The sequence below is a fragment of the Craterilacuibacter sinensis genome (genome assembly GCF_009831765.1).
GTDB lineage: Bacteria > Pseudomonadota > Gammaproteobacteria > Burkholderiales > Chromobacteriaceae > Craterilacuibacter > Craterilacuibacter sinensis.
In genome coordinates this window covers 3,151-28,256 of sequence record NZ_WSSB01000016.1, presented here as the reverse complement: position 1 = coordinate 28,256, position 25,106 = coordinate 3,151, and the positions used below count along the sequence as shown (strand labels likewise).

Genomic DNA, 25,106 nt, shown 5'->3' with positions numbered 1-25,106 from the left:
CTTCACTTGGAAGACGGGTTTTTTCATCCGGCAGCCCGGCGTGAAGCCAGACTGCCTGCAAACCGGATTAAGCGGCTTGGATGTTCGAAGCTTGCTTGCCCTTAGGGCCCTGAACGATGTCAAAGCTCACGCGTTGACCTTCTTTGAGGGTCTTGAAGCCTTGCATATTGATCGCAGAGAAGTGTGCGAACAGATCTTCGCCGCCTTCGTCTGGAGTAATGAAGCCGAAGCCCTTCGAATCATTGAACCATTTAACGGTGCCAAGTGCCATTATACTTCCTTAACATACGGTAACAGGCTGGTGAGGCCAGACAACAAAAGCAAATGCCGCATCGGCTTCATTCCGATGGCAAAGCATAAGCCAAGCACCAGCCACTATTTCTACCCAATAATGCCTATGGCGTCAAGAATATTTGTATGCATGCCATTTGGGCTTGAAAAAACGTGGTATGCAGCCACTATTAATTGAAAGACGCAAAATTTGCGGAAAGCCAACATGTCTACGCAGTATAAGGATGACGTTCTTCTCGAGGCGTCTCGGGTTCGCGCCGTTCCTCCACCTTTGTTTAAAGTTCTATTGTTGAACGATGATTTCACTCCGATGGATTTTGTTATCGAAGTGTTGGAGCAACTTTTCAGCATGGACCGGGAGCAGGCCACACGGGTCATGTTACAGGTGCACCAGTTAGGGCGTGGTGTCTGTGGTATTTATACCAAGGATATTGCGGCGACCAAGGTTGAACAGGTGTTGCAATTTGCACGAACGCACCAGCATCCGCTGCAGTGTGTGATGGAGGAAAACTGATGATCGCCCAGGAACTTGAAGTCAGCCTGCATATGGCATTCATGGACGCAAGGCAAAAGCGGCACGAATTCATTAGTGTCGAGCATCTGCTGCTTGCGATGATAGACAACCCCTCTGCGGCCGAGGTTCTGCGTGCTTGCGGAGCGAATCTGGAGCAGCTGAAAAAGCAGCTTGGCGATTTCGTCGACGAGCATACGCCGGCCGTACCCGGAGACAAGGAAGTGGAAACCCAGCCTACCCTGGGCTTCCAGCGCGTGATCCAGCGTGCCATTTTGCATGTACAGTCCTCCGGAAAGAAAGAAGTAACCGGGGCCAATATTCTGGTGGCCATTTTTGGCGAGAAAGATTCGCACGCGGTGTACTACCTGCACCAGCAAGGCATTTCTCGGTTGGATGTCGTCAACTATATCTCTCACGGCATCACCAAGCAGCGTTCGCAGCCCGATGCCCAAGCGCGGGAGAATAATCCCGAGGCTGAGGGGGAGGAGGTGGCGAGCGGGCCGGGAGGCGCGCTGGAAAGCTATACCCAGAACCTGAATCAGCTTGCGCGCGAAGGCAAGATCGATCCTTTGATCGGACGCGAAGCCGAGCTTGAGCGCACCATCCAGATTCTGTGCCGTCGGCGCAAGAATAATCCGCTGCTGGTGGGTGAAGCCGGGGTTGGTAAAACCGCGATTGCCGAAGGCTTGGCACGCCGTATCGTGAATGAAGAGATTCCGGATGTATTGGCCCAGGCCACCGTTTATTCGCTGGATATGGGGGCATTGCTGGCTGGTACCAAATACCGTGGCGACTTCGAGCAGCGTCTGAAGGCCGTGATCAAGCAGCTGACCGAAGACCCGCAGGCCATTCTGTTTATCGACGAGATCCATACCCTGATCGGTGCAGGCGCTGCTTCCGGCGGGACGCTGGACGCATCCAACCTGCTCAAGCCGGTTTTGTCCAATGGCCGTTTGCGCTGTATCGGCGCCACGACGTACAACGAGTACCGCGGCATCTTTGAAAAAGATAATGCGTTGTCGCGCCGCTTCCAGAAGATCGATGTCAGCGAGCCTACCGTGGCACAGACTATCGATATCCTGAAGGGGCTGAAGAGTCGCTTCGAGGCGCATCATGGCGTGCGTTATACGCTGGCGGCCTTGGTGACCGCTGCCGAACTGTCGGCACGCTATATCAACGATCGTCACTTGCCGGACAAGGCGATAGACGTCATCGACGAGGCGGGGGCCGCACAGAAAATCCTGCCCAAGTCGCGGCAGAAGAAAGTCATCAATAAGGGCGAGATCGAAGAGGTGGTGGCCAAAATTGCCCGCATCCCGCCCAAGACGGTTTCGACGGATGACCGCAATGTGTTGCGCAATATCGAGCGTGACCTGAAGAACGTCGTGTATGGGCAGGATAAGGCCATCGACAATCTGGCGACCGCGATCAAGATGAGCCGCTCAGGCCTGGGCAATCCGCAAAAGCCTATCGGTTCTTTCCTGTTCTCCGGACCGACCGGGGTGGGGAAAACCGAGGTCGCACGCCAGCTGGCATTTGTGCTGGGGGTCGAGCTGATCCGCTTCGATATGTCCGAGTATATGGAGCGTCATGCGGTGTCACGCCTGATTGGCGCGCCACCGGGCTATGTCGGTTACGAGCAGGGTGGGCAATTGACCGAGGCGGTCAATAAGCATCCGTATGCAGTGCTGTTGCTGGATGAGATCGAGAAAGCGCATCCTGATATCTTTAATGTGCTGCTGCAGGTGATGGATCACGGCACTTTGACCGATAACAACGGGCGCAAGGCGGATTTTCGCAATGTGGTGATTATCCTAACTACCAATGCCGGTGCCGAGTCGCTGTCCAAGCCGAGTCTGGGCTTTACCGATAGCAAGGTGGCAGGGGACGAAATGGCGGATATCAAGCGTTTGTTCAGCCCCGAGTTCCGCAACCGGCTGGATGCCATTGTGCCGTTTGCGCGGCTGGATGAAAAAATCATCCTGCAGGTGGTCGACAAATTCCTGTTGCAGTTGGAGCAGCAATTGCACGAGAAAAAAGTCGATATCCACTTTACCGATGCACTGCGCCTGTATCTTGCCAAGCATGGTTTCGATCCGCAGATGGGTGCCCGGCCGATGGCGCGCCTGATTCAGGATTGCATCCGCAAGGCCTTGGCTGACGAACTCTTGTTCGGTCGTCTGGCCAGTGGCGGCGAAGTCACGGTGGATGTGGATGCCGGGGATAAAGTCGTGCTGCAGTTTGCCGAGGATGCCCTGCACGCAGAGCCGGCATAAAGCACGCTTTGCCAGAGAAAAGCCCGCGAATTTCGCGGGCTTTTTGTTGTTCAGCGCGTTTCGTGCGCAGCAAAAACCCCCGCCCGAAGCCGGGCGGGGGTCAAGAGAAGCGCGTGCTTGATAAGCGCTATTCTCAGTGGAACTGCTCTTCTTCGGTCGAGCCGGTCAGCGCGGTCACCGAGGACTTGCCGCCCTGGATCACGGTGGTGACATCATCGAAGTAGCCGGTGCCGACTTCCTGCTGGTGCGACACGAAGGTGTAGCCGCGGTCGCGTGCTGCGAACTCTGGCTCTTGTACCTTCTCGACGTAGGCCGACATGCCGCGTGCCACGTAGTCCTGTGCCAGATCGAACATGTTGTACCACATGCTGTGAATGCCAGCCAGGGTGATGAACTGGTACTTGTAACCCATGGCACCCAGTTCGCGCTGGAACTTGGCGATGGTCGCGTCGTCCAGGTTTTTCTTCCAGTTGAAAGAAGGCGAGCAGTTGTAGGCCAAGAGTTTGCCTGGGTGTTTGGCGTGTACGGCTTCGGCAAACTTGCGGGCAAATTCCAGATCCGGGGTGCCGGTTTCACACCATACCAGGTCAGCGTATTCGGCGTAGGCCACGGCGCGGCTGATGGCTTGTTCCAGACCTTTTTTGGTCTTGTAGAAGCCTTCTGCGGTACGTTCGCCAGTCAGGAATGGCTTGTCGTTTTCGTCGTAGTCGCTGGTCAACAGGTCAGCGGCTTCGGCATCGGTACGGGCGATCACCAGTGTTGGCACGCCGTAGACGTCGGCAGCCATACGGGCTGCGATCAGCTTCTGTACCGCTTCCTGGGTTGGAACCAGTACCTTGCCGCCCATGTGGCCGCACTTCTTGACGGAAGCGAGCTGGTCTTCAAAGTGAACACCACCTGCGCCGGCGCGGATCATGGCCTTCATCAGTTCGTAAGCGTTCAGTACGCCGCCGAAACCGGCTTCAGCATCGGCCACGATAGGAGCGTAGTAGTCGACAAAGCCGGCATCGCCCTGCTCAACACCTTTGGAGTGCTGGATTTCGTCAGCGCGGGTAAAGGCGTTGTTGATGCGCTCAACCACCTTAGGCACCGAGTCAACTGGATACAGCGACTGGTCTGGGTACATGGCCGAGTATTCGTTGTTGTCGGCAGCAACCTGCCAGCCCGACAGGTAGATGGCTTTGATGCCAGCCTTAACTTGCTGCATGGCTTGGCCGCCGGTCAGGGCGCCCAGACAGTTGATGTAAGGCTCGTTGTTGACCAGACCCCACAGCTTTTCTGCACCGCGGCGGGCCAGGCTGTATTCATTCTGTACGGAGCCGCGCAGGCGCTCAACATCGGCGGCGGTGTAACCGCGCTTGATGCCTTTCCAACGTGGATTGGTATCCCAGTCGTGCTGAATGGCGGCGATGCGTTGTTCGCGAGTAGTCATGTGTAGGTCCTTAAGTTTCGATGCAGTTCTATCCAGCCGGTTGCAACCGGCCATCCTTTGTTTTTGCGTATACCGGACTTGTTGCCGGCGGGCGGGCTGCGCTTTATATCCGTAGCTTTTTTGCTGAACAGACGGATTCCTGGGTGGGGGAATCGTCTGCTTGTTGCTTGCCTCTGTGGCATGATTAAAACATAAAAAAAAATGTCTGTGTGCGACGCAGCAAATAAAATTGCTTTGTTTTCAAATGCTAACAAAGCCATGCGCAAACACGATAGAACTGATGTTTGAATTGTGCGTTTCCGAACAATGGGCATGGCTGGATGAGCGTTTAGCTTGCGGGCTTGAATTATCGGCAGTAGCCCTTAACTTGGAACGGGACAAGCCAGTAAGGTGTTTGATAAGCATATCCAGCTCGAGGAGCCGTTTAAAAATGCAGGAAAATCTCAATACTCAGAATGTAGAACCTCATGACGAAGCTGTGCTGGAGCCGGTCGAGGAGTTGTCCTTGCCGGATCTGTCCGATGAAGCCGTCGCACGTATCAATGATCTGGAAGCCGAAATCGCAACGCTGAAAGACCAGTATCTGCGTTCATTGGCTGACCTGGAAAACCTGCGTCGCCGCTCGCAAGAAGACGTGGCTGCCGCGCATAAATACGCGATCAACAAATTTTTGCTGGAAATGCTGCCGGTCAAGGACAGTCTTGAAATGGCGGTACAGGATCAGAGCGGCCAGTTTGACAATATCAAGTTCGGTGTCGATCTGACGCTTAAGCAACTGGTTGCTGCTTTTGAAAAGTCCCAGATCAGCGAGATCAATCCGCTGGGGCAGAAGCTGGACCCGCATCAGCATGCGGCAATGAGCATGGAAGAGTCGGATGCAGAAGCTGGCACCGTAATCCGTGTGCTACAAAAGGGCTACCTCGTTGCCGAGCGCGTATTGCGCCCCGCCATGGTGGTGGTCGCCAAGGAAAAAGCATAATCCTGCGTTTTCGCCTCTTGAAAAACATGGGATAGCCAATATCTTGAAACGCATGGCTGGATGCTAAGAGCAATCCTGAAGTCGTGCTACAGAACACATAAAAGGACAAAGAATCATGGGAAAAATTATCGGTATTGACCTGGGTACAACCAACTCCTGCGTCGCAGTGATTGAAGGTGGTGCACCCAAGGTAATTGAAAATGCGGAAGGCACCCGTACCACCCCTTCCATCATTGCTTATGTCGAAGATGGTGAAATTCTGGTTGGTGCGCCGGCCAAGCGTCAGGCAGTCACCAACCCTAAGAACACGCTGTACGCGATCAAGCGCCTGATCGGCCATCGCTTTGAAGACAAAGAAGTACAGAAAGACATCGAACTGATGCCTTTCGAAATCATGAAAGCCAAGAACGGCGATGCATGGGTCAAGGTACGTGACCAGGAACTGGCACCGCCACAGATCTCGGCCGAAGTGCTGCGCAAGATGAAAAAGGCCGCCGAAGACTATCTGGGCGAAGAAGTGACCGAAGCGGTGATTACCGTTCCGGCTTACTTCAACGACAGCCAGCGTCAGGCTACCAAGGATGCAGGCCGTATTGCCGGTCTGGACGTGAAGCGCATCATCAACGAACCTACCGCAGCTGCACTGGCTTTCGGTCTGGCCAAGCTGGAAGGCGACCGCAAGATTGCCGTCTATGACCTGGGTGGTGGTACGTTTGACGTGTCCATTATTGAAATTGCCGATGTAGACGGCGAACACCAGTTCGAAGTGTTGTCGACCAACGGCGACACCTTCCTCGGTGGTGAAGACTTTGACCAGCGCGTGATCGATTACATCGTGACCGAGTTCAAGAAGGAGCAGGGTGTAGACCTGAAGCAGGACGTAATGGCTCTGCAGCGCCTGAAAGAAGCGGCAGAAAAAGCCAAGATCGAACTGTCGTCGACCCAGCAGACCGAAGTGAATCTGCCTTACATCACCATGGATGCGACCGGCCCTAAGCACCTGGCGATGAAGATTACCCGCGCCAAGTTCGAGTCCCTGGTGGAAGACCTGGTTGACCGTACCATTGAGCCATGCCGTATCGCACTGAAAGATGCCGGCCTGTCGATCTCCGATATCGACGACGTGATTCTGGTCGGCGGCCAGACCCGTATGCCTAAGGTGCAGGACAAGGTTAAAGAGTTCTTCGGCAAGGAAGCACGCAAGGACGTGAACCCGGACGAAGCCGTAGCCGTTGGTGCCGCGCTGCAAGGCTCGGTTCTGTCCGGTGACCGCAAGGACGTGCTGCTGCTGGACGTAACCCCGCTGTCGCTGGGTATCGAGACCATGGGCGGCGTGATGACCAAGCTGATCCAGAAGAACACCACCATCCCGACCAAGGCACAGCAGGTGTTCTCCACCGCTGACGACAACCAGACGGCCGTGACCATTCACGTGCTGCAGGGCGAGCGTGAAAAAGCAGCGGCCAACAAGTCGCTGGGCCAGTTCAACCTGTCCGATATTCCGCCAGCGCCACGCGGTCTGCCGCAGATTGAAGTTGCCTTCAATATCGACGCCAACGGTATCTTGCACGTATCGGCCAAAGACAAGGGCACCGGCAAGGAAGCCACCATCACCATCCAGGCATCCAGCGGTCTGTCCGAAGACGAAATCCAGCGCATGGTGCAGGATGCCGAAGCGAATGCCGAAGAAGACCAGAAGCTGCACGAGCTGGTTCAGTCGCGCAACCACGGCGAAACGCTGGTACACAGCGTGAAGAAATCGCTGGTTGACTACGGTGACAAGGTGTCTGCCGAAGAGAAGGCCACGATTGAAGCTGCACTGAAAGAAGCCGAAGAAGCACTGAAGGGCGAAGACAAGGCAGCGATCGATGCCAAAGTCGAAGCACTGATGACCGCTTCGCACAAGCTGGCTGAAATGATGTACGCGCAAACCCAGGGCGATGCCCAGGGCGCAGGCGCGGCACAGCCTGCTGATAAGGAAGACGGCGATGTGGTGGATGCCGAGTTCGAGGAAGTAAAGGACAAGAAGCAGTAAGTCTTAGTCCTTGAGTGCGAAGGCACAGCCACCGGTATTTAACGATGCCGGTAGTTGTGCCTTCGTTGTAACTGCTGATGAATTCGGCTGTTGTATGCAGCCAGATGGTGTGAACAAGAATGTCAAAACGTGATTTGTACGATGTGCTCGGCATTAACCGTGACGCGTCCGAAGACGAAATCAAAAAGGCTTACCGCAAGCTGGCGATGAAATATCACCCGGACCGTAATCCGGACAGCAAGGAAGCCGAAGACAAGTTCAAAGAGGGTAAAGAGGCTTACGAAATCCTCTCTGATGCGCAAAAGCGCAGCGCCTATGACCAGTTCGGCCATGCCGGGGTTGATCCGCAGTCCGGCATGGGCGGTGGCGGCGGCGCCGGCGGCTTTGGCGGCTTTGGTGACTTTGGCGATATTTTCAGCGATATCTTTGGCGGCGGGCGTGGCGGCAATGGCGGCGGGCGTTCCAATGTCTATCGCGGCGCCGACTTGCGTTACAACATGGATATCACGCTGGAAGAAGCGGCGCGCGGTTGCGAGAAAAAAATCCGCATTCCTAGCCATGAAGACTGTGATACCTGCCATGGCAGCGGCGCCAAGCCGGGTACCCAGCCCAAGACCTGTTCCACCTGTGGTGGCCACGGTCAGGTACGCATGAGCCAGGGCTTCTTCTCCATCCAGCAGACCTGCCCGACCTGCCACGGCAGCGGCAAGGAAATCACCGACAAGTGTCCGAAGTGTCATGGCGCAGGCCAGATCAAGACGCACAAGACACTGAACGTCAAGATTCCGGCTGGTGTGGACGAGGGCGACCGTATCCGCCTGTCTGGCGAGGGCGAACCCGGCCAGAATGGTGGCCCGTCGGGCGACTTGTATGTGGTGACGCATATCAAGCCGCATGCGGTATTCCAGCGTGACGGTTCCGACTTGCACTGCGAGATGCCGATTTCGTTTGCCAAGGCCGCCTTGGGTGGTGAAATCGAGATTCCGACGCTGGACGGCATGGCCAAGGTCAAGATCGCGGCTGAAACCCAGTCCGGTCGTGTTTACCGCTTGCGCGGTAAAGGCATCAAGGCCGTGCGCGGCAGTGATGTCGGCGACCTGATGTGCCATGTGGTCATCGAAACGCCGGTCAAGCTGACCGAGCGCCAGAAAGAACTGCTGCGCGAATTCGATGCCATCAGTCAGGGCGATGTTGCGATGCATAGCCCGCGCACCAAATCCTTTATGGACAAACTGAAGGACTTCTTCGGTTAAGTCCTGCTTGGAAGGTGTCCTTATATAGCAACGGCAGCCAGATGGCTGCCGTTTTTATTTTTGTGGTATCGCGCTGGGGAGAAGCGTTATCGGGCTTTTTATGGCGCTTAAACCTGGGTATGTAAAACTTTATTTGCATAAATAGCTCAAGTGACGCTATCTTCCGTCTTGCTGTGGGTGTGTACTGTCTATTTTATCCATTCGACGGTATTCATCCGGCAACCGGTCTTGCCGGCAGGCGTGGCCATGAGCCACTACCCCAGGCAGGGGCAACAGGACGAGAAGAGAGCAGAAACTGATATGAACGAATTCGTGAACGCCGCCAATGGCATTATCTGGAGTCCGGCGCTGATTTATCTGTGCCTGGGGGTGGGCCTGTATTTTTCCCTGCGCGGGCGATTCTTGCAGGTGCGCCACTTAAAGGAAATGATACGGCTGATGTTTGACGGCAAGAGCTCGGATGCGGGCGTGTCGTCTTTTCAGGCGCTGGCGATGACGCTGGCCGGCCGGGTCGGTACCGGCAATATCGCCGGTGTGGCAACCGCGATCACCTTTGGTGGCCCGGGCGCCGTGTTCTGGATGTGGATGGTCGCCTTTCTGGGCGCGAGCTCGGCCTTTGTCGAGTCGACCCTGGGCCAGATCTACAAGGAAAAAATCGACGGCCAGTATCGCGGCGGTCCGGCCTTCTATATCGAGAAGGGTCTGGGCATGAAGCGCTACGCCGTCGTGTTTGCGCTGGTGACCATTTTTGCCTGCGGTGTGCTGCTGCCGGGCGTGCAGGCCAACTCCATTGCGGCCGGCCTGCAGTCGGCTTTCGGTCTGGAAGCCACCGTCACCGCCGCCATCCTCGCCATTATTCTGGGCTTTATCATCTTTGGTGGCGTGAAGCGTATCGCGTCGTTTGCCGAGATCGTTGTGCCGTTTATGGCGCTGGGCTACATCATCGTGGCCTGTGTGATCATCGCGCTTAACATCCATATGTTGCCGGGTGTACTCGCACTGATCTTCAAGAGCGCTTTTGGCATGGAAGCAGGCTTTGGCGCGATCCTGGGTATGGCTATCCAGTGGGGTGTGAAGCGCGGCGTCTACTCCAATGAAGCCGGTCAGGGTACCGGCCCGCACGCGTCCAGTGCTGCTGCCGTGTCCCACCCGGCCAAGCAGGGTCTGGTGCAGGCTTTCTCGGTGTATATCGACACCCTGTTCGTGTGCTCGGCGACCGCATTCATGCTGCTGATTACCGGCCAGTACAATGTGCAAGGTCCGGATGGGCAGGCGCTTTACACCGGTATTGCTGGTGTGGCTGCCGGCCCGGGCTATGTGCAGACCGCGATGGAACACATCATGCCGGGCTTCGGTTCCATTTTTGTCGCGACGGCCTTGTTCTTCTTCGCCTTTACCACGATTGTTGCTTACTACTACATTGCTGAGACCAATATTGCCTATCTCAGCCGCAAGGTTCAGCGCCCATGGCTGACTTTTGTGCTGAAGGTCGCCCTGATGGCAGCCACGGTATATGGCACGGTAAAAACCGCCGATCTGGCCTGGGGTATGGGTGACATCGGTGTCGGCCTGATGGCCTGGCTGAATATTGCCGCCATCCTGATGCTGCAAAAGCCGGCCTTTATCGCGTTGCGCGATTATGAGGCACAGCGTGCACAGGGTCTGGACCCGGTATTCCATCCGGAAAGGCTCGGCATCAAGAACGCCGACTACTGGACAGGTCATCGCGCCGAGGACAATCTGGAAGACGAGCAGCGCCAGGCTGCAGGCAAGCAGCCTTTGCATCAGCAATAAGTTTTCCCCGCGGCCGCTTACGCAGGGTGGCCGCTGTTAGCTGATGGGAATACAATTCCTGCGTCCTGACCGGGGCTTGCCCCGGTTTTTCTATTGTCCGGGAGCGCGCATGGATTTTCTGCATTCAACCTGGTTCTGGTGTGTGGTTGCCGCCGCCCCCTTTGTCATGGTGGTCGGTACGCTGGCACGGCTGGCGCGGCAAGAGCCGCCACCGGTGTTGCCGCCCGGCGTCAGCCCGGGCACTTACCGGCGCAATGAGGCACTGGACACCGAAGACCAGGATAACGACCCGCATACCGATGCCGAGCCCCAGCCGCCGGCCGGCCAGACAGAAAGGTAAGTTCATGATTTTTGCCAACCGCTATTTTCCAGCTACCCGTTTGCGCCGCATGCGCAAGGACGAGTTTTCGCGCCGTCTGATGCGTGAAAACGTGCTCACCACCAATGATCTGATCTATCCGGTGTTTGTGCTGGAAGGCGAGAATCGCGAACAGGCGGTGTCGTCAATGCCGGGCGTGACGCGCCAGAGTCTGGATAAATTGCTGTATACCGCTGAAGAAGCGCTCAAGCTCGGCATCCCGATGCTGTCCATCTTCCCTGTGATCGAGACCGGCAAAAACAACGAAGCCACCGAAGCCTACAACCCGGACGGGCTGGTGCCGACCGTGGTGCGCGAGCTGAAGTCGCGCTTTCCCGAACTGGGCCTGATGACCGATGTGGCGCTTGATCCTTACACCATCCATGGCCAGGACGGGCTGATCGATGACGCGGGCTACGTGCTTAATGACGAGACCACCGCCATTCTGGTCAAGCAGGCGCTCTGTCATGCCGAGGCCGGTGCCGATATGGTCGGCCCGTCCGACATGATGGATGGGCGCATCGGAGCGATCCGCGAGGCGCTGGAAGAAGAAGGCTTTATCCATACCAAGATCTTTGCCTACTCGGCCAAGTACGCCTCCAGCTTTTATGGCCCGTTCCGCGATGCGGTAGGCAGCGCCGGCAATCTGGGCAAGGCCGACAAATACAGCTACCAGATGGACCCGGCCAATCTGGACGAAGCGATCCAGGAAGTAGCCATGGATCTGGAGGAGGGCGCCGACATCATCATGGTCAAGCCGGGCATGCCTTACCTGGACGTGATCCGCCGCGTGAAAGACACCTTCCGCGTGCCGACTTACGCCTATCAGGTATCGGGCGAATACGCGATGCTCAAGGCGGCTGCACAAAACGGCTGGCTGAATGAAGAAAAGTGCATGCTGGAAAGCCTGCTGGCGTTCAAGCGCGCCGGCGCCGACGGCATCCTCACCTACTTCGCGCTCGACGCCGCCCGACTGCTCAAGGCGTAGTGCACCTCCGCCGTTCGCGCCTCTTCGATTTATATGGAGGCGTAAAACGACCAAACCGCCCCGCAGGCAATGCTTGCGGGGCGGTTCGTTGTTGGGGGAGCGGTAGGGTGGGTTAGCCACTGGAGGTGGCGTAACCCACCGGGTGTGGCCATGTCTCTGCTCGATGGCGGGTTACGGCCTTTGGCCTAACCCGCCCTACGTGTGCGATGCCTAACGTTTGACATGAGGGGCCGCTGTAGGCCGTAGGCCGGAAGCTGTCCCATCGATGGAAGGGTTAGACTCCTGTGGGCAACACGTTTTCAACGACTTCGATTCCCAGCGTGTTGCGCAACGGTACAAGCACTGGTGGAAGCGTGGCCTGAAGCACGAGGACGGCTCTCACATTTACCGTCAGTGACTTGGCAGCGAACACTGCTTCCATTACAGCTCGGTACTTTACGCATTGATAGATTCCTCGCACAAGATCAGCAGCTGGCGAAAGTGCCGACTTTACTTCGACTGCAACCCACGTGTCTCCATTTCGGAACGAGACGTCGATTGAGTCACCAGACGGGAGTGAGTGCTCTGTCTCACCGTGTTGTGAAGAGGCTGGAAGCCCAACCAGCTCCGGATGCAGTGCGACATACTCTTTCAGGCGACGGTGATCGTCGCTTTCACCACCGCCGCGAAATGACGCAGCTTCGGCCAGGAGTGAATCGTATTGTTGAGTGACGGGCTGGAGTTCCAAGGCTGCCAGAACGTGGCGCCAGCCGGGATACGCAAAGACATGGCTGAGTTCGCCCTTGAGCACCGTCCGTTTCTGAGACAGAGGCAGTTTCGTGTAGCCTGCCTTGTCGACAAGGAACCAACTGACCCCGTCGCCGGGAAGTCCTGTCTGCTTGTTGACGACGAGACACTGTATGGGTGGGATGCGCTGCGGCCAGGACTTGGATAGTTCGTCGAGCGTTTCACCGACGCTGCCAAGGACAAAGTTTAGATTTCTCGCATTGGGCATCTCTAGCTCGGTGGCGAGGTCAGAGTAGGACAAGGACTGTCCCGCCTCGGCTTGGCGCACCAGGATTGGCAGTGCGGCACGCGCCCGCTCGTGGTAGAGCTTGCTGCCGGATGTGAACGGTGTTGCCTTCTCGCCGGTATCGGACATGGGGTGCTAGGTGCCTTACGTTAAATGTACACACCCTATCCGGTGCATATCAGATTGATTCATGTGCATAACCATGCACATTGCCGTTGTTGAGAATGGTTTCTTAAGCACATGAAGGCATTCATGCCGGGATATACACATTCAGACGGGACTGCAGCTAAGTTGCTAGAGCGATAGCTGTGTTTACGGTATTACACCTGCCTTATATGCTTACGTCAAACTGCTGTGGCGGTATTTGCGCTTTTTTCATACTCACCGGAGCGCGCGATAGGGTGGGTTAGACATCGAAGGTGGAGCAACCCACCGGGTGTCGCCATATCTCTGGACGGTGGCGGGTGACGGCCTATCAGGCTAACCCGCCTCCAAGTCTGTCCGCTGGCATCAATCTCTGTTGTGAAGCATATGCTTGCTTTCAAATATGCCGTTCTGCGCGTATTCTGACGCTCCTGCGCGGCTACGCTTGACTCAGCGTATCGATGCCGGCCGTGCCTAAATACACAGTGCTTATTCGGACAAGGATGCCATGAACAGAACCTATCTTGCCCATCTTGAGGCGACGCTGGCCCATATTCGCGCCGACGGTTTTGAAAAACCCGAACGCGTGATCGATTCGCCGCAAAGCGCCGATGTGACGCTGGCCGGCGGCCAGCATGTGTTGAATTTCTGTGCCAACAATTATCTGGGTCTGGCCGATGATGCCCGCCTGATCGCCGCTGCCAAGCAGGGTCTGGATGATTATGGTTATGGCTGTGCCTCGGTGCGCTTCATCTGCGGTACGCAAAGCGTGCACAAGAAGCTTGAGTCCGCCATCTCGGCTTTTCTGGATACCGACGACACCATCCTTTACTCCAGCTGCTTCGATGCCAACGGCGGTGTGTTCGAGACACTGCTGGATGAGCACGATGCGGTGATTTCGGATGCGCTGAATCATGCTTCGATTATCGATGGCGTGCGCCTGTGCAAGGCCAAGCGTTTCCGTTATGCCAATAACGATATGGCCGACCTTGAGGCGCAGCTGCAGGCAGCCGAAGCGGCCGGTGCCCGTTATAAGCTGATCGTGACCGATGGCGTGTTCTCGATGGACGGCATTATCGCCGACCTCAAGTCCATCTGTGATCTGGCCGACCGTTACGGTGCGCTGGTGATGGTGGATGACTCGCACGCGGTGGGCTTTATCGGTGAAACCGGTGCCGGTACGCCCGAGCGCTGCGGCGTCTCCGACCGTATCGATATCTACACCGGTACGCTGGGCAAGGCGCTGGGCGGGGCTTCCGGCGGTTATGTATCGGGACGCAAGGCGATTGTCGAGCTGTTGCGCCAGCGCTCGCGCCCCTATCTCTTTTCCAACTCGCTGGCACCGGCCATTACCGCCGCCAGCATTCGCGTGCTGGAAATACTGGCCAGCGAAGAGGGCGCACAACTGCGCGCTGCGCTCAAGCGCAATGCCGAGCATTTCCGCACGGCGATGAGCGCGGCCGGCTTTACCCTGGTGCCGGGTGAGCATCCTATTATTCCGGTGATGCTGGGCGACGCGCGTCTGGCCGGGGAAATGTCGGCTGCACTGCTGAAAGAAGGCATTTATGTAGTCGGCTTCTCCTTCCCTGTCGTGCCCAAGGGCAAGGCGCGCATCCGTACCCAGATGTCCGCCGCACATACGCCCGAGCAGATCGACCGTGTGGTCGCCGCCTTTACCAAGGTCGGCCGCGAACTGGGCGTGATTTAAGCTTGCCGCGCCGCAGCGGGCGATCCTTGCTGCGGCCATCGATAAAGAAGGATGTAAAAATGAAAGCACTTGCCAAGCTTGAGCGCGCTCCCGGTCTGGTGATGACCGATGTGCCTATGCCCGAAGTCGGTCACAACGATTTGCTGATCAAGATTACCAAGACGGCGATCTGCGGCACCGACATCCATATCTGGAACTGGGACGAGTGGTCGCAAAAGACCATCCCGGTGCCGATGCATGTCGGTCACGAATACGTCGGCGTCGTCGCTGGCATGGGTTCGGAGGTGAAGGGCTTCAATATCGGCGATCGCGTGTCCGGTGAGGGCCATATTACCTGCGGCCACTGCCGCAACTGTCGCGCCGGGCGTCGCCACCTGTGCCGCAACACCATCGGCGTCGGCGTCAACCGTGCCGGTGCTTTTGCCGAGTATCTGGTGATTCCGGCTTTCAATGCCTTCCCGATTCCCGAAGGCATCTCGGATGATCTGGCGGCGGTTTTCGATCCGTTCGGCAATGCCGTGCATACCGCCTTGAGCTTCAATATGGTCGGTGAAGACGTGCTGATTACCGGTGCCGGCCCGATCGGCATTATGGCGGTGGCCGTCGCCCGCCATGTCGGCGCGCGCCATGTGGTGGTGACCGATGTCAACGAGTACCGCCTGGATCTGGCCCGCAAGATGGGCGCCAGCCGTGCGGTCAATGTGGCGAAGGAAGATCTGAAGCAGGTGATGGGCGAGCTGCATATGTGCGAGGGCTTCGATGTCGGCCTCGAGATGTCGGGCAACCCACATGCCTTCCGCCAGATGCTGGAGGTGATGAATAACGGCGGCAAGATCGCGCTGCTGGGTATTCCGCCGGCGGATACCGCCATTGACTGGAATCAGGTGATCTTCAAGGGCCTCGAGATCAAGGGCATCTACGGGCGCGAGATGTTCGAGACCTGGTACAAGATGGTGGCGCTGATCCAGTCCGGCCTCGATATCACCCCTATCATTACTCACCACTACAAGGTGGATGATTTCGAGCAGGGCTTCGAGGCCATGCTGTCGGGCCAGAGCGGCAAGGTCATTCTCGACTGGCAATAAGCGTTTTTCTGGCTTTACCCATCAAGGCCGGTGTCGCGTGATGCCGGCCTTGATGCTTATCAACGGGCAAAATGCCATCTTCTGGCATGCTGACACAATGAACGACAATACACTGCAGACTTTCCCCCTTTCGCCATTGCACGTGGCGGTCGTCGGCGCCGGTATCTCCGGGCTGTCTGTGGCCTGGTTTATGGCCGGGCAGGGCATGACGGTGCGCGTATTCGAGTCTGGCGAACGGGTGGGCGGCAAGATCCGTACCCTTGGCCAGAACGGTGCGCTGTTTGAAGCTGGCCCCAATACCCTGATGGCTGGAGACGCGCATCTGGCGTGGCTGGCGGAACTGGGGCTACAGGTCGAGTATCCGTCGGCACAGTCGCGCCACCGCTTTGTGCTAAGCCAGGGGCGTTATCGCCGTCTGCCTGGCGGGCCCGGTGCGCTGCTGTTTGGCGACTTTTTCAGTATGGGTGCCAAGTGGCGCATGCTGAGCGAGCCGTTCCGGCGCAACCGTCCGGCCACCCGCCCCGAAACCGTGGCCGGCTTTTTCCGCCGCCGGCTGGGGGACGAGGTGCTGGCCAAGGCGGTGAATCCCTTTGTCGGCGGCGTGTTTGCCGGTGACCCCGAACAGTTGCTGATCGATGAAACCCTGGGCGTACTGGCCGAGGTCGAGCGTACGGCCGGTTCAATCAGCGGCGGCATGTTGCGCAAAGCACTGAAGGGCGGCATGCAGCGGCGTAATACCTATTCGCTCTCTGGCGGTCTGGAAAGCCTGCCGCGCGCGCTGGCGCGTACGCTGGATGTACGCTTGAGCTGCCCGGTGACGGCCTTGCGCCCAAGTGGTGCGCACTGGCAAGTCGAGGCCGGGGGGCAGAGCCATCTGGCAGAGCAGGTGGTGCTGGCTTTGCCCGCTTTCGGGGCGGCGCGCCTGTTGGAGGAGATCGATGCCGAGGCGGCGGCTGCTTTCGCGGCCATCCGCTATGCGCCGATGACGGTGGTGGTCACGCGCTTGCGTTGCACACAGGTGATGCGCCCGCTAGAAGGTTTTGGCGGCTTGAATCCGGCAGCGGAGGGCGCTTTTGCCGCCGGTCATTTGATGACCGGGGCGCTGTATCCGGGGCGCTGTGCCGAGGGCGAGATGCTGATTACCAGCTTTGTCGGCGGCGCGCAGTATGCCGCGCATGCCGCCCTTGCCGATGAAGAGTTGCTGGCGCGCCTGAATCGGGAGCTGGCGGACTTGTTTGGCGTAGAGGGCGAAGCTTGCGGGCAGGTGGTTGTGCGCTGGCCCGAGGCTATCGCCCAAGGCAGCGTGGAAGTGCTGGCCGCCCGCGTCGCGGCCAAGCGTCTGGCTGCGCGCGGTATTCATGTGTGTGCAAGTTTTCTCGATGGCGTATCGGTGCCCGATTGTATGGACAAGGGTAAGAAGCTTGCCTTGCAGCTGGCTGGCGCTTCGCCTTCTCTGCCCTGATTGGGTAAATAAGCGGTTTTCCTACCACGGCAGGGGCTTCTTCCCTGCCGTTTGCTTTTCCCCGCCGTCCTGAACCGTTAGAATCGACGTTTGATTCTTTCATACTGACACGCCATGCTGACCTTCCAGGAAATCATCCTTACGCTGCAGAATTATTGGAGCCAGCAGGGCTGCGTGCTTATGCAGCCCTTCGATATGGAGGTGGGCGCCGGAACTTCGCATCCGGCCACCTGCCTGCGCGCAATCGGCCCCGAACCTTGGAACGCGGCCTATGTCCAGCCTTCGCGCCGTCCCAAGGATGGGCGCTATGGTGAAAACCCGAACCGCCTGCAGCATTACTACCAGTTCCAGGTGGCGTTGAAGCCTAGCCCTGACAATATTCAGGAGCTGTATCTGGGCTCGCTCAAGGTACTGGGCATCGATCCGACCATCCACGACATCCGTTTTGTCGAAGACGACTGGGAAAATCCGACTCTGGGCGCATGGGGTCTGGGTTGGGAAGTCTGGCTGAACGGTATGGAAGTGACCCAGTTCACTTACTTCCAGCAGGTTGGCGGCCTCGATTGCAAGCCGGTGCTGGGTGAGATTACCTACGGTATCGAACGTCTGGCCATGTATCTGCAGGGCGTGGAAAACGTTTACGACCTGCTGTGGACGGTGTATCCGAACGGCCAGCGCGTGACGTATGGCGACGTTTATCACCAGAACGAGGTCGAGCAGTCGACCTACAACTTCGAATACGCCAACGTCGACAAGCTGTTCGAGCTGTTCAGCTACTACGAATCCGAAGCCAAACGCCTGCTGGAGATTCCGCTGGCGTTGCCGGCTTACGAAATGGTGCTCAAGGCCGGTCACAGCTTCAACCTGCTGGATGCGCGCGGTGCCATTTCGGTGACCGAACGCGCCGCCTATATCGGCCGCGTGCGTACCCTGTCGCGCGGTGTGGCGCAGGCTTATTACGCGTCGCGCGAGGCACTGGGTTTCCCGATGTGCCCCAAGGCCGATTGAAGTGAAAAACCGGATTCTCCTGTCTTTGTGTCTGGCCAGCACGCCCGTGCTGGCTGACAACTGGCTGGTGTACGAGGACGGGGCTGCCTTGCAACTGGCGATAGACCCGGCTTCCATCTGGCGCGAAAACGGCAGGATCCACTTCGTCAACCAGGAGCGGTTCACCCTGCGCCAGAAGGATGCCAAGCTGGGCATCAGTTACCACATCCGCCGTTTGAGCGGCTGGGCTGATTGCAGCAAATACCAGTATGTCTTTGTCGGCGCCAATTTCTATACCGCCTCCGGCCGGAATGTCTATACGCAGATGTTCCCCTTGCCGGAATACGACTGGGCCTGGCAGCCCGTAGATCAGGGGTCGGTCGCCGCCGCGATGATGCGCGAGGTGTGCCGGCTTGGACGAACCGCTCAGAGCAAGAAAATACAATGACTATGAAAGCCACGTTGCTTATCGAACTCCTCACCGAGGAGTTGCCGCCCAAGGCGTTGCAAAAACTGGCGGCCAGTTTTGCCGACACCATCAGTAGCGAACTCAAGCGCATGGCGTTTGTCGATGCCGATGCCGTCGCTACCGTGTTTGCCAGCCCGCGCCGCCTGGCGGTGAGCCTGCCTGATGTGCTCAATCTGCAGCCCGAGCAGACGCTGGTCAAGAAAGGCCCGTCGCTCGCCGCCGGCATGAAGGACGGCCAGCCGTCCAAGGCGCTGGAAGGTTTTGCCCGCTCCTGCGGTGTGGCCGTGTCCGAGCTGATCACGCTGAACGATGGCAAGCAGGATGTGTACGCCTACCAGAGCGTCAAGCCGGGCGAGAGCCTGTCGGCAGTACTGACCGCCGTCGTTGAGCTGGCGATGAAAAAGCTGCCGGCCCCCAAGCTGATGCACTGGGGCGATAGCGACCATATGTTCGTGCGTCCGGTGCATGGCCTGATGATGTTGTGGGGCGAAACCGTGGTCGAAGGCGAAGTGCTGGGGCTGAAGAGCCGCAACGCCACCCGTGGCCACCGCTTTATGAGCGAAGGCGAAGTGCTGGTCGAGTCGGCCGACAGCTATGCGCGTACCCTGTTTGATGCGGGCAAGGTTGTTGCCAGCTTTGTGGCGCGGCGCGAGCTGATCGCCAAGCGCCTGCATGATGCTGCCGCCGTACTGGGCGCAACGATTGCTGCCGATGATGCGCTGATCGATGAAGTGTGTGCGCTGGTGGAGTGGCCGGTGGTGCTGGAAGCCGGCTTCGAAGCCGAGTTCCTCAAGGTGCCGCAGGAATGCCTGATTCTGACCATGCAGCAGAACCAGAAGTACTTCCCGCTGTTGGACCGTGCCGGCAAGCTGATGAACCGCTTCTTGCTGGTGTCGAATATCGAGGCGGCCGATCCTTCGCATGTGATTCAGGGCAACGAGCGCGTATTGCGCGCGCGCCTGTCGGATGCCAAGTTCTTCTTCGAGCAGGACCAGAAGCTGCCGCTGGCCTCGCGTCTGGAGAAACTCTCCGGCGTGGTCTACCACAACAAGATCGGCTCGCAGCTGGAGCGCGTCGCGCGCCTGGAAACGCTGGCCGGCGTATTTGCCGCCAAGCTGGGCGCCGATGTCGACGCTGCGCGCCGCGCCGCGCGTCTGGCCAAGGCTGACCTCGTGACCGATATGGTGGGCGAGTTCCCTGAGCTGCAAGGCGTGATGGGCATGTATTACGCCTCGCATGATGGCGAAAGCGCTGTCGTGGCACAGGCGATTGAAGGCCATTACCACCCGCGTTTTGCCGGTGATACCTTGCCGCAAAGTGATGTGGCGACGGCGGTCGCTTTGGCTGACAAGCTCGAGTCTATTGTCGGCATCTGGGGCATAGGCTTGATTCCGACCGGCGATAAAGACCCGTTTGCACTGCGTCGCGCCGCCTTGGGCGTGCTGCGCATGGTGCTGGCGTCGCCGCTGGATCTGAAGGACATCATTGCCGAAACGGCGGCCGTATTCCCGGCGGGTCTGTTGTCGGACGCGACAGCAGACGAAGTGTTCGCCTTCAGTCTGGAGCGCCTCAAGCATTTCCTCGCCGCCGATTACAAGGGCGACGAGATCGATGCCGTGCTGTCGCTGACGCCTAGCCGTCTGGACGAAGTGCGTGCGGTGCTGGCAGCGGTGGCCGAGTTTAAGGCATTGCCGGAAGCGGCCACGCTGGCGGCGGCCAATAAACGGGTGAAAAACATCCTGAAAAAAGCCGAGGGCGACATCGGTGCGGTGAATCCGGCCTTGTTTGCCGAGGACGCCGAGCGTGCGCTGTTTGCCGCGATCGAGGCGATTGCGCCCGAGGTGGATGCCAAGTTTGCCGCGCATGACTTTGCCGGTGCCCTGGCACAGTTGTCCAGCCTGAAAACACCGGTCGATGCTTTCTTCGACGGCGTGATGGTGATGGCAGACGACGCAGCCGTGCGCGCCAACCGCATTGCCTTGCTGTCGCGTCTGGCCGAGCTGTTTAACCGTGTAGCCGACATTTCCTTGTTGGCCGACTAAGGAGGCAGGGGTCAGGGAGGGGATGAGGGAGCTGGGATGCCGGTGTTGACCACCGGTGTTCCGATTCCCTGATCCCGGTTCCCTGATCCCCAACTATGAAACTCGTCATTCTCGACCGCGACGGCGTGATCAATCAGGATCGCGACGATTTCGTCAAAAACACGCTGGAATGGATACCGCTGGACAAGAGTCTGGAAGCGGTCGCCAACCTGACCCAGTCCGGCTGGCATGTGGTGGTGGCAACCAACCAGTCGGGCATAGGCCGCGGCCTGTTCGATGTGCATGCGCTGAATGCCATGCATGAAAAAATGCACCGCCTGGTCAATCAGGCTGGCGGGCGCATCGATGCCGTCTTTATCTGCCCGCATACCGCCAATGATAAATGCGGCTGCCGCAAGCCGATGCCGGGCATGGTGCAGGACATCGCCGAGCGTTTCAATGTCAGGCTGGAAGGCTTGCCGATGATAGGCGACAGCCTGCGCGACCTGGAGGCGATTGCCGCTGTGGGGGGGCAGCCTATTCTGGTACGCACCGGCAAGGGTGAAAAAACACTGGCCGCCGGCAATTTGCCGGCCGGTACACTGGTATTTGACAATCTATTTGAAGCGGCGACCCATTTGATCGCTGGCTGATGCATGACGGAGTAGGCGCATGACCCTGGGGCTGTTAATTCGCAATCTGGTTTACTGGCTGGCGGTGATCGTGCTGACACCGCTGTGCTTTACTGCGCTGTTTGTCTGTGCCTGGCTGCCCCGGCGGCGGCGTCATATTTTCGGCAAGTCGTGGGCGCTGATGTTGTTATGGGTACTTGAGCATGTAGTCGGCCTCAAGTACCGGGTGATCGGGCAAGAAAACATTCCCGATGTGCCATCGATTATCTGCTCCAAGCACCAGTCGGGCTGGGAGACGCTGGCGCTGCAAAAGATTTTTCCGGATCAGATTTATGTCGCCAAGCGCGAGCTGCTATGGGTGCCGTTTTTTGGCTGGGGCTTGTGGCTGATGAACGCCATCATGATCAATCGCTCCGATCGCTCCAATGCCAACCGGCGCATGCAGCAGCAAGGTCTGGAGCGTAAGCGCCACGGCTTCTGGATTACCGTCTTTCCCGAAGGGACGCGCATTCGTCCCGGGGTGGTGGGTAAATATCGCCCCGGTGCGGCGCGCATGTCTAAGCAACTGGATATGCCTTTGGTGCCGGTAGCGCACAATGCCGGCGAATTCTGGCCGCGCAATGCCTTCATCAAGCATCCGGGCGAGATTACGCTGGTTATCGGCAAACCTGTTTATCCGTGTGACGAGATGGGGCCGGAAGCCATGATGGCACAGGTGGGCGAGTGGATTGAGGCGCGTCAGCGCGAAATCGGTGGCGTCGGCCCTTGTGCTCACCCCGATGAAAAGCAGGCACGCATTGCGCTCGCTCATTCTGCCTGAGGGCGAACTGGCGGTCGTCATCTTGCGCCGCCCGCGTAAAAGCATTGCCTTGCGTATGCGCCATGATGCACTGGAGGTTGTAGCCCACCCGCAAGTGCCGGTGACTTATATCCGCGACCTGCTGATTCAGCGCACGAACTGGATACGTCACCATTGGCAGCAACAGCGCGCTTTGGCGCAGGCTAAGGCCTTGCTGCCGGAGAGTGTGCTTCTGATGGGCAGGCAGCTGCCCATTGTTTTTTGCGGCGGGACTCGGCAGCGGGTGGTGCTGGATGAAACCGAAGCGCGGGTTTACGGTTTGTCCGGCGAAGCTGAGCCAGAACTATTGCGTGCCGCGCTGGCGCGGGCCTTAAGCCGGCAAGCGGCACTGGAGTATCCCGCCCGGCTGGCCGTGTTTGCAGCAAGGCTTGCCCGCCAGATGCAGGGCTGGCAGTTGTCTGGCGCGCGCACCCGCTGGGGCTCCTGCACTGCAGCTGGCAAGGTGCGCCTTAACTGGCGCCTGATTCAGGCGCCAGCCTTTGTGCTGGATTATGTGATGGCACACGAGCTGGCTCATCTGGCTCATTTGAATCATTCGCCTGCGTTCTGGGCTGAGGTTGCGCGCCTGCTGCCGGCTTGGCAGACAGGGCGCGACTGGCTCAAGGCGCATGGTAATCAACTGTTTAGTCTGGGCTGAACGGTTTTCGTATAGGAGAGACATCATGCGTTTACTGCATACCATGCTGCGCGTTGGCAATCTTGAGCACTCGCTGGCGTTTTATCAGGACGTGCTGGGGATGAAGTTGCTGCGTCGTAGCGATTATCCGGAGGGCCGTTTTACCCTGGCCTTTGTCGGCTATGGTGACGAGACATCGGGCACGGTGCTGGAGCTGACCCATAACTGGGATACGGCATCCTATGCGCTGGGTGATGCCTTCGGCCATCTGGCGGTAGAAGTGGATGACGCCTATGTTGCCTGCGATGCGGTACGCGCCAAGGGTGGCAAGGTGGTGCGTGAAGCCGGTCCGATGAAGCATGGCTCTACCGTCATTGCCTTTGTCGAAGATCCGGATGGTTATAAAATTGAGTTTATCCAGAAGGGTACTCAGTAAATGGTGTCCGGCCTTATTGGCCGGGTTAATCGGCAAGCCCGGCTAAAGGGCTTGCCACTTTAGGAGACATAATGATTAAAACCTTGCTTACAGCAGCGAGTCTTGCGCTGTTGCCGGCATTGGCGCAGGCAGCGGATCTGGATGGTTCGACGCTGAGTCTGATTTGGGGTCTGCCGTTTGCCGGCATCCTGCTGTCGATTGCGCTGTTCCCTATTTTTGCCCCGGGTTTCTGGCATCACCACTTCGGCAAGATTACCGCGATGTGGACCGTGCTGTTTCTGGTGCCGTTTATTGCCGTCTTCGGCTTTGGTATGGCGTTGTCTGTTGTCGTGCATGCGATGATTGCCGAGTACATCCCGTTTATTATCCTGCTGTTTGCCCTTTATACGGTGTCGGGCGGGATTCTGATCTGGGGCAATCTGCATGGCTCGCCCAAGCTCAATACCACGATTCTGGCTATCGGTACCGTGCTGGCTTCCATTATGGGGACCACCGGTGCGGCGATGCTGCTGATCCGCCCCTTGCTCAAGGCCAACGACAACCGCAAGCACAATGTGCATGTGGTCGTGTTCTTCATCTTCCTGGTTGCCAACGTCGGCGGCGGTCTGACCCCGCTGGGTGATCCGCCGCTCTTCCTTGGCTTCCTCAAGGGTGTGACCTTCGGCTGGACCTTGCAGCATATGGCCTTGCCGGTGCTGCTGACTTCGCTCTCCCTGCTGGCTATTTTCTTTGCCGTCGATAGCTATTTCTTTGCCAAGGATGGTGTGAACCCGGTCGACAAGACCAAGGACAGCCCGATCAAGATCCACGGCAAGTTCAACTTCTTCCTGCTGGCAGGGGTTGTCGGTGGTGTGCTGCTGTCCGGTTTCTGGAAGCCGGGTATCAGTTTTGACGTGATGGGTACGCATTGGGAACTGCAGAATATCGTACGCGATGTGCTGTTGCTGATGATTGCGGCGGTCTCGCTGAAACTGACGCCCAAGCAGGTGCGTGCCGGAAACGATTTCAACTGGGACCCGATTCTGGAAGTCGGCAAGCTGTTTGCCGGTATCTTTGTCACCATCGCACCGGTGATTGCCATTCTCAAGGCCGGTACCGATGGCCATCTGGCACCATTGGTACATATGGTGTCGGACAGTTCGGGTGCGCCGATCGATACCATGTATTTCTGGATGACGGGTATCTTGTCCAGCTTCCTGGATAATGCGCCGACCTATCTGGTGTTCTTCAACCTCGCACATGGCGATGCACAGACCATGATGGGGCCGATGGCGGATACCTTGCTGGCCATTTCCATGGGTGCGGTCTTTATGGGTGCCAATACCTATATCGGTAATGCTCCCAACTTTATGGTCAAGGCCATTGCCGAACAGCGTGGCGTGAAAATGCCTAGCTTCTTCGGTTATATGGGCTGGTCCATCTGCTTCCTGCTGCCGGTATTCGGCATCCTGACGCTGGTATTCTTCTGATGGGAATGATCGGGGCGGGTTTGAATTTAAGCCTGCCTTGATTAAGGTGTAAAGATTGCCCGGCAGGCTAGCGCTTGTCGGGCTTTTTATCGGGTTTGTTTCGCGCGAAGAGTAAATAGAAGAGGGGGGCGCAGAATATGGACGATAAAAAAGCCATTGAGCAAAACTCAATGACTTAAATATCTGTTGGTGCCCAAGAGAAGACTCGAACTTCCACACCCTTGCGGGCGCTAGGACCTGAACCTAGTGCGTCTACCAATTCCGCCACCTGGGCCTGCCAAATTGT

General features: G+C 57.8%; 22 protein-coding genes and 1 tRNA gene. 19 read left to right on the top strand and 4 right to left on the bottom strand.

All coding sequences use genetic code 11. From position 1 onward, the window contains the following. Positions 1-67: 67 nt before the first annotated feature. The gene (locus GQF02_RS14365) at positions 68-271 is read right to left on the bottom strand and encodes a cold-shock protein (RefSeq protein WP_124736364.1); all 204 of its coding nucleotides are present in this window, start codon (positions 269-271) and stop codon (positions 68-70) included. Between the two features lie 225 nt (positions 272-496). Here GQF02_RS14365 and clpS point away from each other — a divergent pair, with 225 nt between their 5' ends. Both clpS and clpA read left to right on the top strand, forming a co-directional pair. Then, the gene (gene clpS, locus GQF02_RS14360; RefSeq protein WP_124736363.1) at positions 497-805 is read left to right on the top strand and encodes an ATP-dependent Clp protease adapter ClpS; all 309 of its coding nucleotides are present in this window, start codon (positions 497-499) and stop codon (positions 803-805) included. Continuing rightward, entirely contained in the window at positions 805-3,081 is a 2,277-nt protein-coding gene (gene clpA / locus GQF02_RS14355; RefSeq protein ID WP_160798035.1) for an ATP-dependent Clp protease ATP-binding subunit ClpA, read from the top strand. Before clpS ends, clpA begins: the two co-directional genes overlap by 1 nt. A 133-nt stretch (positions 3,082-3,214) precedes the next feature. Here clpA and aceA read toward each other — a convergent pair whose 3' ends face one another. Further along, on the bottom strand, positions 3,215-4,513 hold the full coding sequence (aceA, locus tag GQF02_RS14350) for an isocitrate lyase (protein WP_124736361.1): 1,299 nt from the start codon (positions 4,511-4,513) through the stop codon (positions 3,215-3,217). A gap of 430 nt (positions 4,514-4,943) precedes the next feature. On the opposite strand from aceA, the gene grpE reads away from it, so the two are divergent. The 6 genes from grpE (at position 4,944) to hemB (ending at position 11,920) form a co-directional block, all read left to right on the top strand. After that, a complete protein-coding gene (gene grpE / locus GQF02_RS14345; protein ID WP_124736360.1) occupies positions 4,944-5,492 on the top strand; it encodes a nucleotide exchange factor GrpE in 549 nt (182 codons plus the stop codon). A gap of 115 nt (positions 5,493-5,607) precedes the next feature. Further along, on the top strand, positions 5,608-7,527 hold the full coding sequence (gene dnaK, locus GQF02_RS14340; RefSeq protein WP_160798033.1) for a molecular chaperone DnaK: 1,920 nt from the start codon (positions 5,608-5,610) through the stop codon (positions 7,525-7,527). A gap of 119 nt (positions 7,528-7,646) precedes the next feature. Further along, the gene (dnaJ, locus tag GQF02_RS14335; RefSeq protein WP_124736358.1) at positions 7,647-8,780 is read left to right on the top strand and encodes a molecular chaperone DnaJ; all 1,134 of its coding nucleotides are present in this window, start codon (positions 7,647-7,649) and stop codon (positions 8,778-8,780) included. A 150-nt stretch (positions 8,781-8,930) separates the two neighbouring features. Next, a complete protein-coding gene (locus tag GQF02_RS14330; RefSeq protein ID WP_328698632.1) occupies positions 8,931-10,574 on the top strand; it encodes an alanine/glycine:cation symporter family protein in 1,644 nt (547 codons plus the stop codon). A gap of 109 nt (positions 10,575-10,683) precedes the next feature. Continuing rightward, positions 10,684-10,914, top strand: coding sequence for a hypothetical protein (locus tag GQF02_RS14325; RefSeq protein WP_124736357.1), 231 nt, complete (start codon positions 10,684-10,686; stop codon positions 10,912-10,914). A 4-nt stretch (positions 10,915-10,918) separates the two neighbouring features. Next, the gene (gene hemB, locus GQF02_RS14320; RefSeq protein ID WP_124736356.1) at positions 10,919-11,920 is read left to right on the top strand and encodes a porphobilinogen synthase; all 1,002 of its coding nucleotides are present in this window, start codon (positions 10,919-10,921) and stop codon (positions 11,918-11,920) included. A 274-nt stretch (positions 11,921-12,194) separates the two neighbouring features. Here the strand turns inward: hemB and GQF02_RS14315 are convergent, their stop codons facing one another. Then, the gene (locus GQF02_RS14315; protein ID WP_160798031.1) at positions 12,195-13,061 is read right to left on the bottom strand and encodes a hypothetical protein; all 867 of its coding nucleotides are present in this window, start codon (positions 13,059-13,061) and stop codon (positions 12,195-12,197) included. 523 nt (positions 13,062-13,584) lie between these two features. Between GQF02_RS14315 and GQF02_RS14310 the strand changes: the two genes are divergently transcribed. From GQF02_RS14310 to GQF02_RS14260, 11 genes are all read left to right on the top strand, one after another. Then, positions 13,585-14,784: a glycine C-acetyltransferase gene (locus tag GQF02_RS14310; RefSeq protein WP_124736703.1), complete on the top strand. Its 1,200-nt coding sequence runs from the start codon at positions 13,585-13,587 to the stop codon at positions 14,782-14,784. Between the two features lie 59 nt (positions 14,785-14,843). Further along, positions 14,844-15,869 carry an L-threonine 3-dehydrogenase gene (tdh, locus tag GQF02_RS14305; RefSeq protein ID WP_160798029.1) on the top strand — a complete coding sequence of 342 codons (1,026 nt, stop codon included), beginning with the start codon at positions 14,844-14,846 and terminating at the stop codon, positions 15,867-15,869. Between the two features lie 97 nt (positions 15,870-15,966). Next, entirely contained in the window at positions 15,967-17,331 is a 1,365-nt protein-coding gene (hemG, locus tag GQF02_RS14300; RefSeq protein ID WP_160798027.1) for a protoporphyrinogen oxidase, read from the top strand. Positions 17,332-17,445: 114 nt separating this feature from the next. Continuing rightward, positions 17,446-18,339 (top strand): glycine--tRNA ligase subunit alpha, encoded by an 894-nt coding sequence (gene glyQ, locus GQF02_RS14295; protein WP_124736706.1) that lies wholly within the window; start codon positions 17,446-17,448, stop codon positions 18,337-18,339. Between the two features lies 1 nt (position 18,340). Further along, the gene (locus GQF02_RS14290; RefSeq protein ID WP_124736707.1) at positions 18,341-18,766 is read left to right on the top strand and encodes a surface-adhesin E family protein; all 426 of its coding nucleotides are present in this window, start codon (positions 18,341-18,343) and stop codon (positions 18,764-18,766) included. A 2-nt stretch (positions 18,767-18,768) separates the two neighbouring features. Then, positions 18,769-20,829 carry a glycine--tRNA ligase subunit beta gene (gene glyS / locus GQF02_RS14285; RefSeq protein ID WP_124736714.1) on the top strand — a complete coding sequence of 687 codons (2,061 nt, stop codon included), beginning with the start codon at positions 18,769-18,771 and terminating at the stop codon, positions 20,827-20,829. 95 nt (positions 20,830-20,924) lie between these two features. Next, a complete protein-coding gene (gene gmhB, locus GQF02_RS14280; protein WP_124736708.1) occupies positions 20,925-21,461 on the top strand; it encodes a D-glycero-beta-D-manno-heptose 1,7-bisphosphate 7-phosphatase in 537 nt (178 codons plus the stop codon). Positions 21,462-21,480: 19 nt separating this feature from the next. Beyond that, positions 21,481-22,260, top strand: a complete 780-nt coding sequence (locus tag GQF02_RS14275; protein ID WP_160798025.1) for a lysophospholipid acyltransferase family protein — start codon at positions 21,481-21,483, stop codon at positions 22,258-22,260. Continuing rightward, entirely contained in the window at positions 22,238-22,936 is a 699-nt protein-coding gene (locus tag GQF02_RS14270; RefSeq protein WP_160798023.1) for a M48 family metallopeptidase, read from the top strand. The genes GQF02_RS14275 and GQF02_RS14270 overlap by 23 nt, the downstream gene beginning before the upstream one ends. Positions 22,937-22,961: 25 nt before the next feature. Then, entirely contained in the window at positions 22,962-23,351 is a 390-nt protein-coding gene (gloA, locus tag GQF02_RS14265) for a lactoylglutathione lyase (RefSeq protein WP_160798021.1), read from the top strand. A gap of 71 nt (positions 23,352-23,422) precedes the next feature. After that, complete coding sequence (locus GQF02_RS14260; protein WP_124736712.1) at positions 23,423-24,820, top strand: sodium:proton antiporter; 1,398 nt, start codon at positions 23,423-23,425, stop codon at positions 24,818-24,820. 187 nt (positions 24,821-25,007) lie between these two features. Here GQF02_RS14260 and GQF02_RS14255 read toward each other — a convergent pair. Then, positions 25,008-25,094 (bottom strand) — tRNA-Leu (locus GQF02_RS14255). Positions 25,095-25,106: the final 12 nt, after the last annotated feature.

Excerpts from the sequence above, each read along its gene's own strand:
- hemG (WP_160798027.1), top strand. The coding sequence starts at position 15,967 with ATGAACGACAATACACTGCAGACTTTCCCCCTTTCGCCATTGCACGTG.
- glyS (WP_124736714.1), top strand. The coding sequence starts at position 18,769 with ATGAAAGCCACGTTGCTTATCGAACTCCTCACCGAGGAGTTGCCGCCC.
- tdh (WP_160798029.1), top strand. The coding sequence starts at position 14,844 with ATGAAAGCACTTGCCAAGCTTGAGCGCGCTCCCGGTCTGGTGATGACC.
- hemB (WP_124736356.1), top strand. The coding sequence starts at position 10,919 with ATGATTTTTGCCAACCGCTATTTTCCAGCTACCCGTTTGCGCCGCATG.
- glyQ (WP_124736706.1), top strand. The coding sequence starts at position 17,446 with ATGCTGACCTTCCAGGAAATCATCCTTACGCTGCAGAATTATTGGAGC.
- GQF02_RS14260 (WP_124736712.1), top strand. The coding sequence starts at position 23,423 with ATGATTAAAACCTTGCTTACAGCAGCGAGTCTTGCGCTGTTGCCGGCA.
- clpS (WP_124736363.1), top strand. The coding sequence starts at position 497 with ATGTCTACGCAGTATAAGGATGACGTTCTTCTCGAGGCGTCTCGGGTT.
- GQF02_RS14365 (WP_124736364.1), bottom strand. The coding sequence starts at position 271 with ATGGCACTTGGCACCGTTAAATGGTTCAATGATTCGAAGGGCTTCGGC.
- aceA (WP_124736361.1), bottom strand. The coding sequence starts at position 4,513 with ATGACTACTCGCGAACAACGCATCGCCGCCATTCAGCACGACTGGGAT.
- GQF02_RS14310 (WP_124736703.1), top strand. The coding sequence starts at position 13,585 with ATGAACAGAACCTATCTTGCCCATCTTGAGGCGACGCTGGCCCATATT.
- grpE (WP_124736360.1), top strand. The coding sequence starts at position 4,944 with ATGCAGGAAAATCTCAATACTCAGAATGTAGAACCTCATGACGAAGCT.
- clpA (WP_160798035.1), top strand. The coding sequence starts at position 805 with ATGATCGCCCAGGAACTTGAAGTCAGCCTGCATATGGCATTCATGGAC.
- dnaJ (WP_124736358.1), top strand. The coding sequence starts at position 7,647 with ATGTCAAAACGTGATTTGTACGATGTGCTCGGCATTAACCGTGACGCG.
- dnaK (WP_160798033.1), top strand. The coding sequence starts at position 5,608 with ATGGGAAAAATTATCGGTATTGACCTGGGTACAACCAACTCCTGCGTC.
- GQF02_RS14275 (WP_160798025.1), top strand. The coding sequence starts at position 21,481 with ATGACCCTGGGGCTGTTAATTCGCAATCTGGTTTACTGGCTGGCGGTG.
- gmhB (WP_124736708.1), top strand. The coding sequence starts at position 20,925 with ATGAAACTCGTCATTCTCGACCGCGACGGCGTGATCAATCAGGATCGC.
- GQF02_RS14325 (WP_124736357.1), top strand. The coding sequence starts at position 10,684 with ATGGATTTTCTGCATTCAACCTGGTTCTGGTGTGTGGTTGCCGCCGCC.
- gloA (WP_160798021.1), top strand. The coding sequence starts at position 22,962 with ATGCGTTTACTGCATACCATGCTGCGCGTTGGCAATCTTGAGCACTCG.
- GQF02_RS14315 (WP_160798031.1), bottom strand. The coding sequence starts at position 13,061 with ATGTCCGATACCGGCGAGAAGGCAACACCGTTCACATCCGGCAGCAAG.